14 protein-coding genes are annotated in these 16,397 nt (G+C 48.9%); 9 read left to right on the top strand and 5 right to left on the bottom strand.

Annotated features, from left to right (window positions below):
- Nucleotides 1-19 precede the first annotated feature (19 nt).
- The 3 genes from EXU85_RS15615 to EXU85_RS15605 all read left to right on the top strand — a co-directional run bounded on the left by EXU85_RS15615 (nt 20) and on the right by EXU85_RS15605 (nt 3,230).
- On the top strand, nt 20-1,180 hold the full coding sequence (locus tag EXU85_RS15615; protein WP_142772980.1) for an NAD(P)/FAD-dependent oxidoreductase: 1,161 nt from the start codon (nt 20-22) through the stop codon (nt 1,178-1,180).
- A gap of 116 nt (nt 1,181-1,296) precedes the next feature.
- Nucleotides 1,297-2,307, top strand: a complete 1,011-nt coding sequence (locus EXU85_RS15610; RefSeq protein ID WP_142772979.1) for an aldo/keto reductase — start codon at nt 1,297-1,299, stop codon at nt 2,305-2,307.
- A gap of 2 nt (nt 2,308-2,309) precedes the next feature.
- The gene (locus EXU85_RS15605; RefSeq protein ID WP_142772978.1) at nt 2,310-3,230 is read left to right on the top strand and encodes an AraC family transcriptional regulator; all 921 of its coding nucleotides are present in this window, start codon (nt 2,310-2,312) and stop codon (nt 3,228-3,230) included.
- A gap of 149 nt (nt 3,231-3,379) precedes the next feature.
- On the opposite strand, the gene EXU85_RS15600 is transcribed toward EXU85_RS15605, so the two are convergent.
- A complete protein-coding gene (locus EXU85_RS15600) occupies nt 3,380-5,905 on the bottom strand; it encodes a serine hydrolase (protein ID WP_142772977.1) in 2,526 nt (841 codons plus the stop codon).
- Nucleotides 5,902-6,375, bottom strand: coding sequence for an Lrp/AsnC family transcriptional regulator (locus tag EXU85_RS15595; RefSeq protein WP_142772976.1), 474 nt, complete (start codon nt 6,373-6,375; stop codon nt 5,902-5,904). Before EXU85_RS15595 ends, EXU85_RS15600 begins: the two co-directional genes overlap by 4 nt.
- 156 nt (nt 6,376-6,531) lie before the next feature.
- On the opposite strand from EXU85_RS15595, the gene EXU85_RS15590 reads away from it, so the two are divergent.
- The 5 genes from EXU85_RS15590 to EXU85_RS15570 all read left to right on the top strand — a co-directional run bounded on the left by EXU85_RS15590 (nt 6,532) and on the right by EXU85_RS15570 (nt 13,229).
- Nucleotides 6,532-7,596, top strand: coding sequence for a DUF1611 domain-containing protein (locus EXU85_RS15590; RefSeq protein ID WP_142772975.1), 1,065 nt, complete (start codon nt 6,532-6,534; stop codon nt 7,594-7,596).
- Entirely contained in the window at nt 7,586-8,656 is a 1,071-nt protein-coding gene (locus tag EXU85_RS15585; protein ID WP_142772974.1) for a mandelate racemase/muconate lactonizing enzyme family protein, read from the top strand. The genes EXU85_RS15590 and EXU85_RS15585 overlap by 11 nt, the downstream gene beginning before the upstream one ends.
- Nucleotides 8,657-8,675: 19 nt before the next feature.
- Nucleotides 8,676-9,602, top strand: a complete 927-nt coding sequence (locus tag EXU85_RS15580) for a DUF3445 domain-containing protein (RefSeq protein ID WP_142772973.1) — start codon at nt 8,676-8,678, stop codon at nt 9,600-9,602.
- 379 nt (nt 9,603-9,981) lie between these two features.
- A complete protein-coding gene (locus EXU85_RS15575; protein ID WP_142772972.1) occupies nt 9,982-11,367 on the top strand; it encodes an APC family permease in 1,386 nt (461 codons plus the stop codon).
- A gap of 86 nt (nt 11,368-11,453) precedes the next feature.
- Nucleotides 11,454-13,229, top strand: a complete 1,776-nt coding sequence (locus tag EXU85_RS15570; protein ID WP_142772971.1) for an alpha-L-fucosidase — start codon at nt 11,454-11,456, stop codon at nt 13,227-13,229.
- Between the two features lie 18 nt (nt 13,230-13,247).
- Here the strand turns inward: EXU85_RS15570 and EXU85_RS15565 are convergent, their stop codons facing one another.
- The 3 genes from EXU85_RS15565 to EXU85_RS15555 are packed head-to-tail and all read right to left on the bottom strand — an operon-like array spanning nt 13,248 to nt 14,829.
- Complete coding sequence (locus EXU85_RS15565) at nt 13,248-13,697, bottom strand: rhodanese-like domain-containing protein (RefSeq protein ID WP_142772970.1); 450 nt, start codon at nt 13,695-13,697, stop codon at nt 13,248-13,250.
- Nucleotides 13,698-13,699: 2 nt separating this feature from the next.
- Nucleotides 13,700-14,299 (bottom strand): ACP phosphodiesterase, encoded by a 600-nt coding sequence (locus EXU85_RS15560; RefSeq protein WP_142772969.1) that lies wholly within the window; start codon nt 14,297-14,299, stop codon nt 13,700-13,702.
- Complete coding sequence (locus tag EXU85_RS15555; RefSeq protein WP_142772968.1) at nt 14,296-14,829, bottom strand: dCMP deaminase family protein; 534 nt, start codon at nt 14,827-14,829, stop codon at nt 14,296-14,298. Before EXU85_RS15555 ends, EXU85_RS15560 begins: the two co-directional genes overlap by 4 nt.
- A 147-nt stretch (nt 14,830-14,976) precedes the next feature.
- On the opposite strand from EXU85_RS15555, the gene EXU85_RS15550 reads away from it, so the two are divergent.
- Nucleotides 14,977-16,266: a choice-of-anchor Q domain-containing protein gene (locus tag EXU85_RS15550; protein ID WP_142772967.1), complete on the top strand. Its 1,290-nt coding sequence runs from the start codon at nt 14,977-14,979 to the stop codon at nt 16,264-16,266.
- The last annotated feature ends 131 nt before the right edge of the window (nt 16,267-16,397 follow it).

Genomic DNA, 16,397 nt, shown 5'->3' with positions numbered 1-16,397 from the left:
ACTAACTATTTCTCAAGCTATGTTACTCGACAACAAATCAATCGCCATCGTTGGCGGAGGGCCTGGCGGCTTAACCCTCGCCCGGCTTTTACAACAAAAAGGTGCTCAGGTTAAGGTTTATGAACGGGACGTTAACAGGGATGTTCGGGTGCAGGGGGCTACACTTGACCTGCATCATGAATCAGGTCTGGCCGCCCTCCGTAAAGCCGGCTTACTGGATGCCTTCAAAGCTGCCTACCGGCCCGGTGCAGATCTAATCCGGATTCTGGATAACACCGCTACCATCGTATTTGACGAGCACCTGCAACCGGCAGAAAAAACGTTTGACAGTGAGTGGTTTCGGCCCGAGATTGACCGTGGACCTTTACGGAACCTATTGGTAGATTCGTTACAACCTGATACCGTTATCTGGGACAGTCAATTCGTATCCATGTCAACCCTGGGTAGTGGCTGGCAGCTTACGTTTCAAAATGGTACATCAGCTACGGCAGATCTGGTCATAGGGGCTGATGGGGCAAATTCAAAGATTCGTCCTTTACTCACGCCCATCAAACCCGTTTACTCAGGAGTTACCGCTGTAGAAGGGACTATATATGAGTCAGCAATAAACGCACCCAACATCCACGAACTCCTGAAAGGGGGCAAACTATTCGCGTTTGGAAACGGCAATTCCCTGATTGTTAGCGCAAAAGGCGATGGTAGTTTAGCCTTTTATACAGGTAGTAAAACAGATGAATTCTGGGCACGTAATTCGGGAATCGACTTCAACGATACAACGCAAGTGTTGGCCTGGTTTAAGCAGGCGTTTTCAGCATGGGCTAGTTTCTGGTGGGAACTGTTTGAAAACGCTACAACCAAATTCATTGTCCGACCGCTATACTATATGCCCCTGGATCAAACCTGGCCCGCACTTTCCAACCTGACGCTGTTGGGCGATGCCGCTCATTTAATGCCCCCGTATGCAGGAGAAGGCGTAAATATGGCCATGCAGGATGCATTAGAGTTAAGTGAGTTTCTGACATCTAACCAGTTCCCCGACCTGCAATCGGCCATAGCACATTATGAAAACCAAATGCGAACGAGGGCATCCGAAGCCGCGCGGGAATCGTTACACAACACGGATATACTACACGCTGAAAATGCCCTGTCTTACATGATGGAGATGTTTAGTCAACAGTAGACTTCTCCAACTACCACCCCCATTCTGGATACAACAACAAGAGATTGGGCTACTTTTCTTCCTGTGAGTGCGCTGACCTTTGTAGGGTTAAAACTCACAAGAAAAAAAAATAATCAATGAACAGTCTTCAAAAAACAGATTTAGGAAGTCAGGGGCTCGTTGTCCCAGCTATTGGGCTTGGTTGCATGGGCATGACGCAAATTGCCGGTAATGATATTTACGGAAAAGCCGATGAAGCTGAATCCATCGCCACCATTCATCGCTCGCTGGAATTAGGCGGCAATTTTTTAGACACGGCCGATTTATACGGACCGCTACACAACGAGCGGTTAATCGCCAAAGCCATCAAGGGTCAACGGGACAAGTATATCATAGCCACTAAGTTTGGATTTGAGATCGACGATAACGAGCAACTTACCTGGCAATTCAACGGACAACCCGCGTATGTAAAAAAGGCCGTGGAACGGTCGTTAAAGAACCTCGGCACGGATTACATCGACCTGTATTACCTGCACCGCTTAGACCCCAACACGCCTATTGAGGAAACCGTTGGTGCCATGGCTGAGCTGGTAAAAGAAGGAAAAGTTGGATATATCGGCCTCTCTGAAGTATCATCGGCAACGATCCGAAAAGCACATGCGGTTCATCCACTCACGGCCGTGCAAACCGAGTACTCGTTATTTGAGCGAAGTGTGGAAGAAGCTGGGATTCTGGCTACGCTTCAGGAATTGGGGATTGGATTTGTGGCCTATTCACCGCTAGGGCGAGGGTTTGTTTCCGGAGATATCAAAAGCCCGGACGATTTTCCGGCTGATGATTTCAGACGGAGTATTCCCAGGTTTCAGGGCGAGGCTTTCTATAAAAACATTGAGCTGGTCAATGAACTGAAAAAACTGGCCGATGAGAAACACATCACCCCATCGCAGTTAGCCATTGCCTGGGTGGTTTCAAAGGGATTTTTACCGATTCCGGGTACCAAACGCGTCAAGTATGTTGAGCAAAATATCGAAGCGGCCAGCATACCCCTAACGGCTGACGAACTGGCTCGAATCGAAACGATTATCCCCCTGGGTACGTTAACAGGCGACCGCTACGATGCTGCGGGTATGGAATGGATTGATCAGTAAACATGAAAAAAGAAGCCAGCCACCCCTATATTATCAATTCAATTTCTGAATTGCACCGCCTGCTCGCCTTACCCAAACCAGAGCATCCGTTAATCAGCGTTATCAATCTCAGTGAGGTAACCTGCCATTTTGATGAAAGCCTAAAAAGTGTTGTCTACAACTTTTATTCGATCTGCATCAAAAAGGACTTCACTGGGAAAATGAAATATGGACAGAACTACTATGATTTCGATGAAGGAATCATGACCTTCTTTTCGCCAGGTCAGGTCATTGCAACAGTTACGCCAGACGACATGGCGCTTAACGGTTGGTGGTTGGTTATCCATCCTGATTTTATCCTGAATTACCAATTATCCAGGCGCATTAAAGACTACGGTTTTTTCACTTATGCCGTGAATGAAGCTCTGCATTTGTCCGATAAAGAAGAAACACTCATGATGGCCATTATGCAGAACATCGGGCAGGAATATCGGTCTGTTATCGATAGCTACAGCCAGGACGTAATCGTGTCGCATATTGAATTATTGCTCAATTATTCCAACCGCTTTTACAATCGGCAATTCATCACCCGTAAAAATGCCAGTCACGATATACTGACCAGGCTGGAGGCCCTTCTTTCGGATTATTTTGACGGAACTACCGTACAGGAACTGGGACTCCCGACTGTTCAATACATCTCTGATGCACTGCATGTGTCGCCGAACTACTTAAGCGATATGCTGCGGCACCTGACCGGTCAAAGCACTCAGCACCATATTCATAACAAACTGATTGAGAAAGCGAAAGAGATTTTATCAACTACCTCATTATCTGTCAGCGAAATAGCCTACCAGCTCGGCTTTGAATACCCACAGTCGTTCAATAAACTATTCAAGAGCAAGACCCAGGTTTCACCCCTTGAATTCAGGCAATCATTCAACTAACTAGACTACCCGTGGTGTCGGTTACTTATAACCGACAGTGGTGAGGTTTCTCAAAACCTATTGAAATTGCATGAATAGGTTTTGAGAAACCTCACTAGTGTCAGGTTCCAAACCTGACACCACCTAAACACCATACGAACAACTCTTAACTACCGCCGAATCAACACGCCTGGATGCGCACCCGTAGCTTTCTGGCCCTGATAAACCAGTTGCCCAGCTACCCAGACGGCTTCGATGCCGGTTGAGAGCGCCTGATTGTCGCCAATACGGGCGTTGTCCTGTACGGTATCTGGATTGAACAGCACCAGATCAGCATAGTAGCCAGACGTAATAACACCCCGATTTTTCAAGCCCAGGTGTTCTGCCGAAAGCGCTGTCATTTTATATATGGCGGTTTCAAGCGGCATCAGTTTCTGGTCACGTACGTAGCGGCCCAGAACGCGCGTGAACGCTCCATAGCCGCGTGGATGGCCATCGTTGGCCCCGTCGGAGCAGATATTTGTGTGCGGCCAGGCCAGGAAATTCTTCACGTCGGGCTCGTCCATGGACTTACCCATGATGGCTTCAACTCCGCTGGCATCGGGATTCTTTTCGGAAAACGCCGACGCTTCAGCAACTAACCCCATCAGTGTTTGAGCCGGTTTTTCCTGACGCATTTGTGCCACTTCGCCAACAGTTTTTCCGGCATAGGCAGGATTGGCCGCAAAGCGCACCAGCACCGATTTCGATGGATCGAACAGTTGATTCACCGCAAATTCAGCACTGGCCAGATTGGTATAATCCCGCTTGGGAAACAGTACCCGAAGTGTCGAATTCCAGTAATCATACGGGTAACAATCGGCGGTAATAGTAATCCCTTCGGCGCGAGCTTGTTCCAGTTGAGCCAGCAACGTAGACGACTGCCCCCATTTGTCGTGCAACGCAATTTTCAGGTGAGAAATCTGAACAGGCATCTTTGTCAGGCGTCCAATCTGGATAATCTCGTCGACGGCATCATCGATCTGTATATCCTCGCTCCGAATATGGCTGATATACCGTCCTCCCGAATCAGCAGCAACCTGCGCCAGTTGCAGTACTTCATCACGATTCGAGAAGAAAGCCGCTTCGTATTCCAGTCCCGTCGACAGTCCGAGCGAGCCCTTTTGCATCTCTGCGCGCAGGAGTGTTTTCATTTTGTCGACCTCCTCGGGTTTGGCCGTGCGGTAAAGTCCATTGACCCCCATTGCCTGTTGCCGCAAGGTGGCATGTCCGGTATAGGTGGCCATGTTGATGGCCACCGGTTGCCGTTTCAGTAGCGCCTGTAAGGTATCCATCGAATAACTACCGCCATCCTGCCCGGACACGATGGTTGTAATGCCCTGATTAACAGCCGCGAGCGCATCCGGTTTTAGTCCCGAAACATGGTGACTATGGCTATCGATAAATCCGGGGGCCAACACAAACCCTTTACCGTCCGTGACGGTCTCGTTGGGGAAAGCGGTTAGTTCGCCAATTTCACGAATCCGATCGTTTAGCAGTCGAACGGAGGCTTTTCGGGGAGCGGCCCCGGTTCCATCAATCAGTCGAATATTTGAAATTAACTGAGTTTGGGGTAACTGAATTGTTTTCCCTTCCAGGATCTCCCGCGCAACTCGCCCGGCCGCATTAGTCCCGTTCGTCAAAACGATCAGCGTTTGTTTTTTGTCGATATAGCGGATAATCAATGTTCGAAAGCCAACCCAGCTACCGGTGTGCATCAATACCTTCCCCTTCTCTTCAACCATCCACCCAAAGCCGTAAGGATAGGTGGTGGCATCATTCAGTTTGACGGGCGTAAAAGCCTCCTGGAGCGTACTCGCCTTCACCAGTTTTTCGGTATACAGCGCCTGACTCCAGGTCAGTAAGTCGTCGGCAGAGGAGTACACATTACCGTCGCCAACAACGCCATCCAGCCGGATCAGGTCATTCAGAACGTTTTTCCCATTTTCACGCCCGAAGCCAAACACCCGATTTCGGGGCGTAGTACTGCTTTTATGGTAATAGATGTAGGTCTTTTTCAGCTTAAGCGGGCGTACGATATTCTTGTCAAAAAATGTCTCAATGGGCATCCCGCCAACTTTGGTAATGATTGAACCAAGTAGCACATAACCCGTATTGCAATACTCCCAACGATCGCCGGGTTGGAAAAGAACAGCGGGTTGGTATTGATGAAGCAACTGAAGCATGCTATCGTTGGTCAGTGTATCGAGCGGCCCCGTGTACTTTTGTGCCAGGTCGAAGTATTCAGGCAAACCGGACGTATGATTGAGGAGATCACGCACGGTAATTGTTGCATACGGGAAATCAGGCAAATACGTTTGAACCGGCTCATCGTACCCCAGTTTGCCCCGCTCCTGCAATTGCATGATCATCATGGCGATAAACTGTTTCGACACGGAGGCCAGGTTAAAGGCAGAGCTGGTTGTAAGCGGTTCGTCGGTCGTGATATTGGCAATTCCCAATGCCTTTGAATAGCGAACTTTTCCCTGTTCAGCTACCAGCACGACCCCATTGAACATAGCCCGGTCATGAAGAACGGTAAGGGTCGAGTCAAGGGTTTTCAGGCGGGTGGCTAACGCAGGGCTACCCGATTGCCCGTAAACGACCGAACAACTGACCAGCAAAACAAGCGAGAGGAAGCGTAAAGATTGAGTCATAGCATAGTGATTTTGGCAGGTGTTGGCACAATGGTGGATTGTTTCACGGTGTATAGCGCTATGGCACTACTATGAACACGGACCATTGGAAGTGTAGCGACTTGTTGCAAAAACAGTGTGTATTCTTTGATATCCTGCACAAGCACTTTCAACTGATAATCAATAGTACCGGCCAGATGGTAGGCTTCCAGTACATCGGGCATCTGTCGAATGCTCTCTTCAAAACCACTGATATTGTCAGGCGTATAATCGGGCATCGACACGTTGCAAAAGACGACTAAGGGCCGACCTACTTTTTCAGGGTCAACTAAGGCTACATAACCAGTAATCACCCCGTCGCGCTCCATGCGCTTTATTCGTTCAAAAATAGGCGTCGTGGTCATGCCTAATTGTTCCGCTAATTCTTTAATGGTCAATTTGGCATTTTGCTGTAATAAGGTCAGCAAACGCAGGTCCGTATCATCCAGCATATCCAGTGTAGACTAGTTTTCTTTTCAATATACAAATCTGTCGCTCAAAAAGAATAATATTCTATAATTTCTGACAAGTCATTATTTTATTCAACTAATTAAACGATTATAAGAACGAATTCATAGATTTATCGAAATTTTTAGAACAATTTAGAGATGAGTAATCGGGCTATTCTACTTACGGATGGCATTTTAAGCACCCCGAATGCCAAAACGGCTCACGGACTAATTCGTGGATCGGACCGATATACCATTGTGGGTGTCGTGGATGCACCAACCGCCGGGCAGGACGCTGGTGCTGTCCTCGATGGACAAGTGCGCAACATTCCCGTATTCGCGTCGGTCGATGAGGCTCTCACGCAGGTTGGGCCAGTTTCTTACGCCATTGTTTCAGTTGCAACGAGTGGGGGCGTTTTGCCACCAACCATGCTGACGGATATTCGTCATAGCCTGGAAAAAGGATTGTCGGTTGTCAATGGCCTTCATGAATTCCTGAGCGAAAAACCCGATCTGGTTGCGCTATCCCAACAATTCGGCGGGCAGCTCATTGATGTTCGACGCCCCAAGACCCGCCAGGAGCTCCACTTCTGGACGGGCGAGATTAACCAGATAACCGCTCCAATTATTGCAGTCATCGGCACCGACTGCGCCCTCGGCAAGCGTACCACAACTCGCCTGATTCGGGAAGCCTGCGGACGGCAGGGTATCAATGCCCAGATGATCTATACCGGTCAAACCGGCTGGTTGCAAGGTGTGCAATACGGGTTTATTTTCGATTCAACGCTCAACGATTTCGTATCGGGCGAGCTCGAGCATGCACTGGTTTCCTGCTGGCGCGAAACCGGTGCCGATGTACTGTTAATTGAAGGACAAGCCGCCCTCCGAAACCCCAGCGGACCCTGTGGCTCCGAGTTTTTAGTGTCGGGAAACGCCCGACATGTGGTGCTGGTTCATGCCCCCACCAGAATCTTTTACGACCATGAAGAACACTGGGGCCGTATACCACCCGTTGAAACCGAAATAAATCTGATCAATGCCTACGGCGCAACCGTTATTGCCCTGGCCTTAAATACCGAACATTGCAGCCGGGAAGAAGCCTTTGCCTATCAAAAACAATATGCAGACCAACTGGGTATTCCGGTGCTATTACCACTGGAAGAAGGTGTCGATGCAATTGTGCCTAGTATACAGACCTTAACTACCACCGTTCATGCGCATTAATGCCATTCGTGCCTATTGCCGGGATTTGACCCTAACCAAACCCTATACTATTGCTTATCAAACCATTTCGACCGTTGAGAACGTCTTTCTTGAAATTGAGCTGGTTCATGGTATTGTAGGCATAGGGGCATCAAATCCATCGCCCGAAGTAGTCGGAGAATCCCCCGATCAGGTTTTGCAAAATCTCCAAAGTGAGTGGGTAAACAGCTTAGTGGGGCGCGATATCCGGCTGTTTAATTCGCTGATCGACGAAGCCCGTCACCAGTTTCCAAATGCGCCTGGTACGCTGGCCGCGCTGGACATTGCGCTTCACGATGCATTTGGCCAGTATCTGGGTGTCCCTATTGTTCAATTCTACGGTCAGAAAATTCGGTCGATGCCTACGTCAGTGACTATAGGCATCATGAACCTAGCCGATACGCTGGCCGAAGCAGCCGCATTTTATCAACAGGGGTTTCGTGTCTTAAAAGTAAAAACTGGCCTTAATGTTGACGGAGATATCGAGCGGATTGTCAAACTCCGTGAGATTTATGGAAAAAACCTAACCATTCGGGTTGACGCCAATCAGGGATATTCACTGGCTGACTTACAGAAATTTCTTGCTGCCACTCGTTTTGTCGATGTAGAATTAGTGGAACAACCCCTTCCTGTTGGGCAGGAGCTGGAATTATTGGCTTTACCCGATGAGACAAGGCGTTTATTGGCAGCTGATGAGTCGTTGAAAGGCCACAAAGCCGCCCTGAAACTGGCACATCAACCCCAGCCATTCGGTATTTATAATATCAAACTGATGAAGTGTGGAGGCATACGGGCCGCACTTGCCATAGCCATTATTGCTAAACCTGCTAACATTTCCCTATTTTGGGGATGTAATGACGAAAGTCGGGTGAGTATCGCTGCTGCTTTACATGTAGCCTTTGCCTGTTCCAATACGCGCTATATTGATCTCGACGGTAGTCTGGATCTGGCCGAAGACATCGTAACGGGGGGCTTTATACTGAAAGATGGACTGATGCGCCCAACAAACGAACCCGGCCTTGGCCTTACCAGTCTGTCCTAGCTTCCGTATCTCTCAACCCATGCTCCCCTACTTCCCGTTTGGTCAACAGTTCAACGATAAGATGGGCACTTTCCCGCTGCTCGAAAGCGACCGGCTTGTGGAAGTCGATGAGCACTACCCAGCGGTGATTGCCCTCAAGCGGAAGCTTCTGACAGCGTTGCCAACGTACTACTACCAGGCGCAATCGGGTTATGAAACAGCCCAGTGGGAGGTTGTAAAGCTGATCGTTGAAAACCTGGTTCAGTTCTATCCTACTTCGTTTAGTCTTCGTCAGGAAGGCAATCGGTGGTATTGGCTAAACCTACGTTTGAATGAAGAAACAACATTTACATTTGGCGATAAACAAACCCTACCCTATGATCCATTGGATTGGTTGGGGCGGCAGGTTCAGGAAGATTTGGTTCTGCTGGCGGGCGACGATGCCCGATTAGTAGCGGGTCAGCTTTGTTTTGGGAACGACTGGAGTCTGGATGAGAAAATCGGGCTCCCTTTCTGGCAAATTCATGCACCCATTGTTTCGATAGTCGAGCCGATGATGCGAGCCGCCCAGCAGTTAATGACACGCCTGCCCGTGGGACGCCCGGTTTGGCGACTGAACTGGAGCGTGAAAGTAAGCGACCAACTGGATATGACAAGTCGACACAAGCCAAGCCTGGATCAGCTCCTTAGGGAAAAATTACCCTACCTAACCTCCGAAACGATTGGTGAGCAACTCTACCTGCGAATAGAACGGCAAACCCTTACCCGATTGCCCTTATCTGGAGCGGTCCTGTTTAGCATCCGAACCTACCAGAGCCTGCTTGCTCATGAAGCCAGCGACCCGGAGCGCGCCAGTCGTATGGCTAGTGTATTCAGCACTACCCCCCCAGCTATGATTGCCTATAAAAGCATGACGGACTTTTTACCCGCCTTGCTGGCTTATTTGGGCAAAACGTGTCGTAAGTGACGTTTTTTATTCTTGTTATGGTGTCGGGTTCTCAAACTTACGGTGTATACCCATCCTTGAGATGCCGTTAGGCATCAAATGTTTGTAGCAAAAACGGTCACATTCGACCATATGGGTCGCGTAGCGATCGAATCACACCCCTTGTTAGATCGCTACGCGATCAGAAAACAGGGTAAAATTCGGGTATCCCTACAAACATTAGATCACTACGCGACCGAAAAAAGATGTATATACACTGTAGGTTGAAGAATCCGACATTTTGTTCTAACTGTTATGTCGGGTTTGAGAACCCGATACTGCAGAAACTAAATTATTCCGTATCATTACGATTACACAAACTATTCTATCAGCGAGTCTACTTTAGAACCAAATAATCATTATGAATAAACTTTCGCGCACAATCGAGTTACGTCCTGCCATTTTATTGGTTGTGAGCGGCATTGTCGGATCGGGAGTTTTCAAAAAGGTTGCACCCATGGCCGCTGAGTTAGGGTCTCCCCTTCTGGTTATGGCTTGCTGGATTGCCGCCGGGGTTGTTAGTCTGGCGGGGGCACTTACGTATGCCGAGATGGCAGGTATGTTTCCCCAATCGGGTGGCGAGTACGTTTATTTCAAGAAAGTGTACGGTCGTTTGTTCGCTTTTATGTACGGATGGGGGGCATTCACGGTTATGCGAACCGCCACGATTGCTGCATTGGCGCATATTTTTGGTCAATCGCTGGTTTCCTTGATAGGGCTGGACAATGGAGTGGTTGAATTAGCGGTAAAATGTGTAGCAACTGGACTCATAACGTTTCTAAGCCTGATTAACTATAGGGGCGTCACATTTGCCGAGGGACTGAGCCGGGGACTTATTTATTTAACGTTTGGTGCCGTAGCCATCATTGCGGTTGTTGGCTTTGCGGCTAAAACGGGCAGTATTGCTAATCTGACAGAATCCATCCCCGTAAAAGCAACCACTGCTCACGGAAGTTTACTAGGATCTCTTGTCGTTGCATCGCTGGGTGCCTTTTGGGGCTACGAAGGCTGGAATCAGATTGCCTACATTGGCGAGGAGGTCAAAAATCCGCAACGAAACCTACCGATTGCCCTAGGCGTCGGAACGAGTATCGTTGTTGGAATTTACGTGCTGCTGAACATCGTTTACGTGTACGTACTCCCCATTGGCGACCTGGCAACGCTGGCCAGTACCCCCGGAAAAATTGCGGCTGTTGAAGTAGTCCGTCAGGCGGCTGGCTGGGCGGGTGCCCTGTTTATTTCTGTCCTGATATTGGTCACCACATCCAACTCAACCAACGCGTCCATTTTGATGCCTGCACGGGTTTTCTTCGCCATGGCCCGCGACGGATTATTTTTCAAAGCTGCTGCCGTTATCCATCCTCGTTATAAAACGCCATCGGTCGCCATATTGCTTCAAGCTGTTTGGTCGGTCATTCTGGTGTGGTCAGGTAGCTTCGATCAGTTAACGGACATGCTAGTGTTTGCCTCCTTTATTTTCTACGGTGCTACGGCCTTTGGTGTGCTGTTATTACGCTACAAACAACCCGATTTACATCGCCCCTACCGGGTTATTGGTTATCCCGTTGTACCTGCTTTTTTCTGTTGCTGCTGTATACTGCTGGTCGTGATGACCCTCATCAATCAACCCCGGGAGGCATTAACAGGGTTAGGCCTGATTGCCACCGGACTGCCCTTTTATTGGTATTGGCAATCCAAACCACCCGTACCTGAGTCTGATCCTGTTGACATTGTCGATATTGTTTAAGCGTATAGCATTAGACGAATCCGCTTCTTCTCTTTGTTACCAATCAGGGGGTTCGTGATTACGAGTTAGCCACCTGTTTCGGTTTTATGCAGCTTTCCTTAATAAACCCACTCCGCCTTCACCTTGCTGTGGTGGCACTATTCCTAACGATCAATTCCCAGGCGCAATCGGCTTTGCCCCAAAGCCAGCGACTCCAGTGGTGGCGCGATGCCCGATTTGGCTTGTTTATTCACTGGGGACCCGTATCGCTCACCGGAAGAGAAATAAGCTGGTCGCGAAATGACTATGGCAAAAGCGAATACGACTCGCTGTATCGCCGGTTCAACCCCATACACTTCAATGCCAGGGAATGGGTGGCTCAAGCCAAAGCAGGCGGCATGAAATACGTAGTACTCACCGCCAAACACCACGATGGATTCTGCCTGTGGAATACGCAAACCATACCCTATAACATCATGTCGACCCCGTTTGGCCGGGATGTCTGCAAAGAACTGGCGGATGCCGTTCATGAAGCGGGCCTTTCCTTGGGGTGGTATTTTTCACCAGCCGACTGGAAAGATCCGGACTGCCGAAATCCGGTCAGTAACGATGCGTTTAACGCCCGCCTGATGGCTCAACTTACTGAATTGCTGAGCAATTACGGAAAGGTAAGCCTGTTGTGGTTCGATTATGAAGGCTCACCATCGCCTGCCAATCCGAAACCGATTTATGAACTCGCTCATCGACTTCAGCCAGGTATTATTCTGAACAACCGACTAGAAGCCTTTACGCCCGATGAATCACACAGTCAGCCGGGGAAGTACGGCGACTACACCACGCCTGAAGGGTTTGTTGCTGGGTTTGGACAAACACCCTGGGAAACCTGTACGAACATGGGGCATCAGTGGTCCTGGAAATTTGGAGATACCCCCAGGAGTCTACGCGAATCGGTCCATACGCTGCTTCGTTGCGTGGGTGGCAATGGCAATTTACTGCTCAATGTTGGTCCGGACAGTCTGGGGCAGTTTCCTCCCCTATTCGCGAACCGCCTGCACGAACTCGGGGCCTGGATAGCTCCCCGGTCAACCGCTATTTACGGTACCCTGGGCGGCCCCTATACACCCACCGGGTCCTACGTTTGTACCCGGAAGGGCAGCACCATTTACGTGCATATTTTGTCGGGTACGGATGAAATGATTACGTTGCCGCCCCTCCCCGCGATTCTAAAAAAGGCCACTTTGATGGATGGTCGTTCAATTGTTTTTAATCAGGGAAAGGAGAAGTTGCAACTTACGGTTCCGGCCGCTATGCGCGATTCTATTGCGACGATCATTGCGCTTACTGTAGATAGACCCACTGCGACCATACCATTGATTCGGCCGTTCACGAAAACGGGGTCACTTGCTTACACGAAGCCAGCCAAGGCCTCCAGCGAACTCAGTCATTTTTTACACGATGCCAGTGCTGCCCTGGACGATGACCCTAACACGTATTGGAAATTAGGTCGCCGGACAGACGTAAACTTTGAAGCAGCCTATGGAAAAGACCTCTCGTTTCAATCGCCAACAATACAGGCCATGTATAATCCGACTGGCTGGCTGGAAGTCGACCTGGGAAAACCGCAACGAATTGGGGAAATCGTTGTCAGCGATTTCTCATCGAAGCCCAATTCGAAGCCTATCGCTCAAATCGGACGATTTTCGATTCAGTATCAGCAGGGAAACGAATGGGTAACCCTAGCCACTGGTCAGCAACCCGGCAGTAACTGGCGGCAGACAGTTTCCCCGGTGATGGCGCAGCGACTTCGGCTCGTTATTCAGGAGTCCACGGGCAGTATCGGCATCCGCGAATTTCAGGTGTTCCCACCTAAGGGCTCAAATTGATGCTATGGTTTCTCTCAATTACTCGATCACCGGATAATCTTTATCGATCCAGTCGGTTTTGAGGTTTTTGCTCACATTCAGCAGCTTGTGATTCTTGAACCCCAGTTCATTGAGCTTCGTAAACGCCGGGCGAACGTTTGGGCATTTTGCGAACGGGCAGCATCCGCAGTAGATCACTATATCGCGGTTCTTTGGCTCTTTGCTTAGCAATTTCTCCAACTTAGCCAGATTCTCAGCTTCGCTACCGGGTCCAACGCCGATTGATGTTTTAATAGTAGCCGCCGGGCCGATGCTGATAATGAGTGGCTTGGCCGCTTTCGCATCCCTAATGGTAGCCGCCAGATCGGCAGGTTCGAGCAGCTGTTCCGGGCGCCAGGGCTCGGCGTTTTTCCAACCTACCTGGGCAATAACGAGGCAGAGAATGAGGGCAAGGCCAACCAGTGAGGGTACTACTTTTGTACGTTTCATAGCTATATAATTAACGCAATACGCGTCTGTTGACAATGTTCGACTAATGCGGGCCAAAAATACGCGAAATGCCCGGCAATCAAGTCATAATACGTTACCAAATCCTCGATTGCCGTATCTAATCCCGAGGGGTAAGCCGTTCGGCGGGAGACGCCTTTCAATGAGCGGTCAATGCCGTCAAGAAACTGATAACTCGTTAGCCAATCCTGCCGAATCATGTAATCGGCCATGCGAGCGGCACCAGGTGGTAGTACGAATCGATTTTCCTGTAATGTCTGATAGAAATACGGAATAAACTCCGCCAGCACCTCGCCTGTTAGCGACTGAAAATTGATGGCCAGAAAGTGGTCAAAAAAAATATCGACAGCGGCTCCCGCATATTTGTGGCAGCGCGGATGCAACAGATCCCGTACAGCCGCAACATCGGGATGGCCGTCCGTAAACGTATCAATGGCGCGGTGCAGACGAACGCCAGCAACTACACCCGCTGTCAGGTTATGACGCGGGCTGGCCGGATCACCTTTGATAAAATCACCACTAAAATTCCCAAGAAGTAATTCTGTTTGTCGGCCCGACAGATACGCGTGCGCCAGAATGTTCATGCCGCCAATTTCTCTGTAGATGGCACCACACCAGATACATAGCGCTCCACGGTTACGCCAAACCGACGCAGAAAATCGACGCCCTCATCGGAAGGTATACCTTTGTATTCAGCGTAGGAGTTCAGGTAAACAACCCGGGCAATTTTCATACTGTAAATAATTCGGGCGCAGGCAATACAGGGCGATAAGGTCACGTAGATGGTTGAACCTTCAATTTCAGAGCCATTTTTAGCTGCATACAAAATCGCATTTTGTTCTGCGTGCAACGCCAGCGAGCAGGAGCCTTTCGAGTCGCGGGGGCAACCTATACCGGGAAATTCTTCATCACAATTGTGGGTACCCGCCGGAGGACCGTTGTAGCCGATGGAAATAATCCGGGTATCGCGGGTCAACACGGCCCCTACCTGCGCCTTGATGCAATGCGACCGTTTGGCCAGATTCACGGCCAGGTCCATGAAAATATCATCGAATCGCGGTCGGTCTACCGTTGGGTTGGCATGAGAAATTGGGGTATCCGTTGGGGGTGTCATCCCGTAAAGGTACGTGCGGATTCAGGTAAATAATAGGTTAAGGGAGCATTTAACTAACTAATGTCACTTATCTTGATTTTAGTTAACTAAAGGCACAGTTTTTGTTCTTATTTTCAAGTATCCATACAACTCCTTCAGCTTGCCTTCATGAAGAATTTTTTTCTGTTTTTTTCCAGCCTGCTTACCTCCTTTGCCACCCATTCTCAACCGATTGTTCATGTTACATCATCTGGCGCTGGCGACAAGAGTGGTACCTCCTGGTCGAACGCGTTACCCGGTACGCAGTTACCAAACCAAGTAGCTACTGCATCTGCCGGAACGCAATTCTGGGTAGCGGCCGGAACGTATAAGCCCACTACTACAACCGACCGATCACCTTTTCAAATTGCGTCTGGGGTTCAGTTGTATGGCGGTTTTAGCGGTTCAGAAACTAGCTTATCATCTCGTCGGCTAACACAGCCTTCAAGTACCACCCTATCAGGAGATATAGGTATATTAAATAATACTAGTGATAATAGCATTTCCGTAGTCGAGTTTGTTCAAGTATCTGAAAACACTCGTCTGGATGGTGTAGTCATTACCGGTGGGAATGCAAAAGAGACTTTTCCATATGGCGGTGGAATTTCCAATCGATCCTTCCCGAACCTTCCAGCTAATAATTATAGTGCCCCAACCATCAGTAATTGCACAATTACTGGTAATTCCGCCTATTTTGGTGGTGGCATCTTTAGTGCAACTTTTACTGACAACAGCAAGAGTCTTTCTATTATTAACTGCATCATAGAGAATAATACAGCAGAATACGGTGGAGGTGGAGTTGCCCTAATTCGGGGTAATCTTGCAATGGTTAACACCAAAATCGTCAATAATACGGGAGGTGGCTTTGTGAATGGCCTTGACGGGTATGACGGTAATCCTACTCTTGTAAATTGTCTAATTGCTGGTAATTCCTCCCTAAGTGGTGGTGGAATTGTTGACAACAATGGACATATGGTGCTCACAAACTGCTCAATCGTTAATAATCATGCTCAATTGTATGGTGGTGGCATAGTAAGTGATACCAGTGCTGCCAGAGCAACCCCGCATCTACTACTTACAAATTGCTTTATTTGGGGAAACACTGCTTTGTATGACAGAGGAATTCAAACGAATATACGGCATTTTTCAGTTACCTATTCTATTATCCAGGATGGCTATCCTGGAATAGGAAACCTTACTACAGACCCCCTCTTTGTCGACAGAATCAACTACGATTTTCGACTAAACCCCAATAGCCCCGCTATTAACGCGGGTGATCCAACCAGTACAGGCCTTCCTATCACAGACCTTGCCGGGTTACCCCGTATACAAGGCGGACGAGTAGATATAGGTGCCTATGAGTTCACCTCCTGTTTCGGCTTACCTTGTCTGCCTTTTTTCGTGGAGAAGAAAAAATAAAGACATCACAACCTACCTAATAAACCTACAGAATTGCCCCTAAAAATTGTGCTGAACACAAGGCTTCTTCTGTCATCTCACGTTAGTTTAGGAAGCAAATAAGGGACATTACGATAAGCTAAGACATAAAG

Origin of the sequence: Spirosoma sp. KCTC 42546 (assembly GCF_006965485.1) — a bacterium.
Classification (GTDB): Bacteria; Bacteroidota; Bacteroidia; order Cytophagales; family Spirosomataceae; genus Spirosoma.
Note: the sequence above shows the minus strand (reverse complement) of the source record. Positions and strands in the feature narration are given on the sequence as shown.

What these genes read in the sequence shown, in the direction of transcription:
- EXU85_RS15615 (WP_142772980.1), top strand. Translation starts at nt 20, where the DNA reads ATGTTACTCGACAACAAATCAATCGCCATCGTTGGCGGAGGGCCTGGC.
- EXU85_RS15610 (WP_142772979.1), top strand. Translation starts at nt 1,297, where the DNA reads ATGAACAGTCTTCAAAAAACAGATTTAGGAAGTCAGGGGCTCGTTGTC.
- EXU85_RS15605 (WP_142772978.1), top strand. Translation starts at nt 2,310, where the DNA reads ATGAAAAAAGAAGCCAGCCACCCCTATATTATCAATTCAATTTCTGAA.
- EXU85_RS15600 (WP_142772977.1), bottom strand. Translation starts at nt 5,905, where the DNA reads ATGACTCAATCTTTACGCTTCCTCTCGCTTGTTTTGCTGGTCAGTTGT.
- EXU85_RS15595 (WP_142772976.1), bottom strand. Translation starts at nt 6,375, where the DNA reads ATGCTGGATGATACGGACCTGCGTTTGCTGACCTTATTACAGCAAAAT.
- EXU85_RS15590 (WP_142772975.1), top strand. Translation starts at nt 6,532, where the DNA reads ATGAGTAATCGGGCTATTCTACTTACGGATGGCATTTTAAGCACCCCG.
- EXU85_RS15585 (WP_142772974.1), top strand. Translation starts at nt 7,586, where the DNA reads ATGCGCATTAATGCCATTCGTGCCTATTGCCGGGATTTGACCCTAACC.
- EXU85_RS15580 (WP_142772973.1), top strand. Translation starts at nt 8,676, where the DNA reads ATGCTCCCCTACTTCCCGTTTGGTCAACAGTTCAACGATAAGATGGGC.
- EXU85_RS15575 (WP_142772972.1), top strand. Translation starts at nt 9,982, where the DNA reads ATGAATAAACTTTCGCGCACAATCGAGTTACGTCCTGCCATTTTATTG.
- EXU85_RS15570 (WP_142772971.1), top strand. Translation starts at nt 11,454, where the DNA reads ATGCAGCTTTCCTTAATAAACCCACTCCGCCTTCACCTTGCTGTGGTG.
- EXU85_RS15565 (WP_142772970.1), bottom strand. Translation starts at nt 13,697, where the DNA reads ATGAAACGTACAAAAGTAGTACCCTCACTGGTTGGCCTTGCCCTCATT.
- EXU85_RS15560 (WP_142772969.1), bottom strand. Translation starts at nt 14,299, where the DNA reads ATGAACATTCTGGCGCACGCGTATCTGTCGGGCCGACAAACAGAATTA.
- EXU85_RS15555 (WP_142772968.1), bottom strand. Translation starts at nt 14,829, where the DNA reads ATGACACCCCCAACGGATACCCCAATTTCTCATGCCAACCCAACGGTA.
- EXU85_RS15550 (WP_142772967.1), top strand. Translation starts at nt 14,977, where the DNA reads ATGAAGAATTTTTTTCTGTTTTTTTCCAGCCTGCTTACCTCCTTTGCC.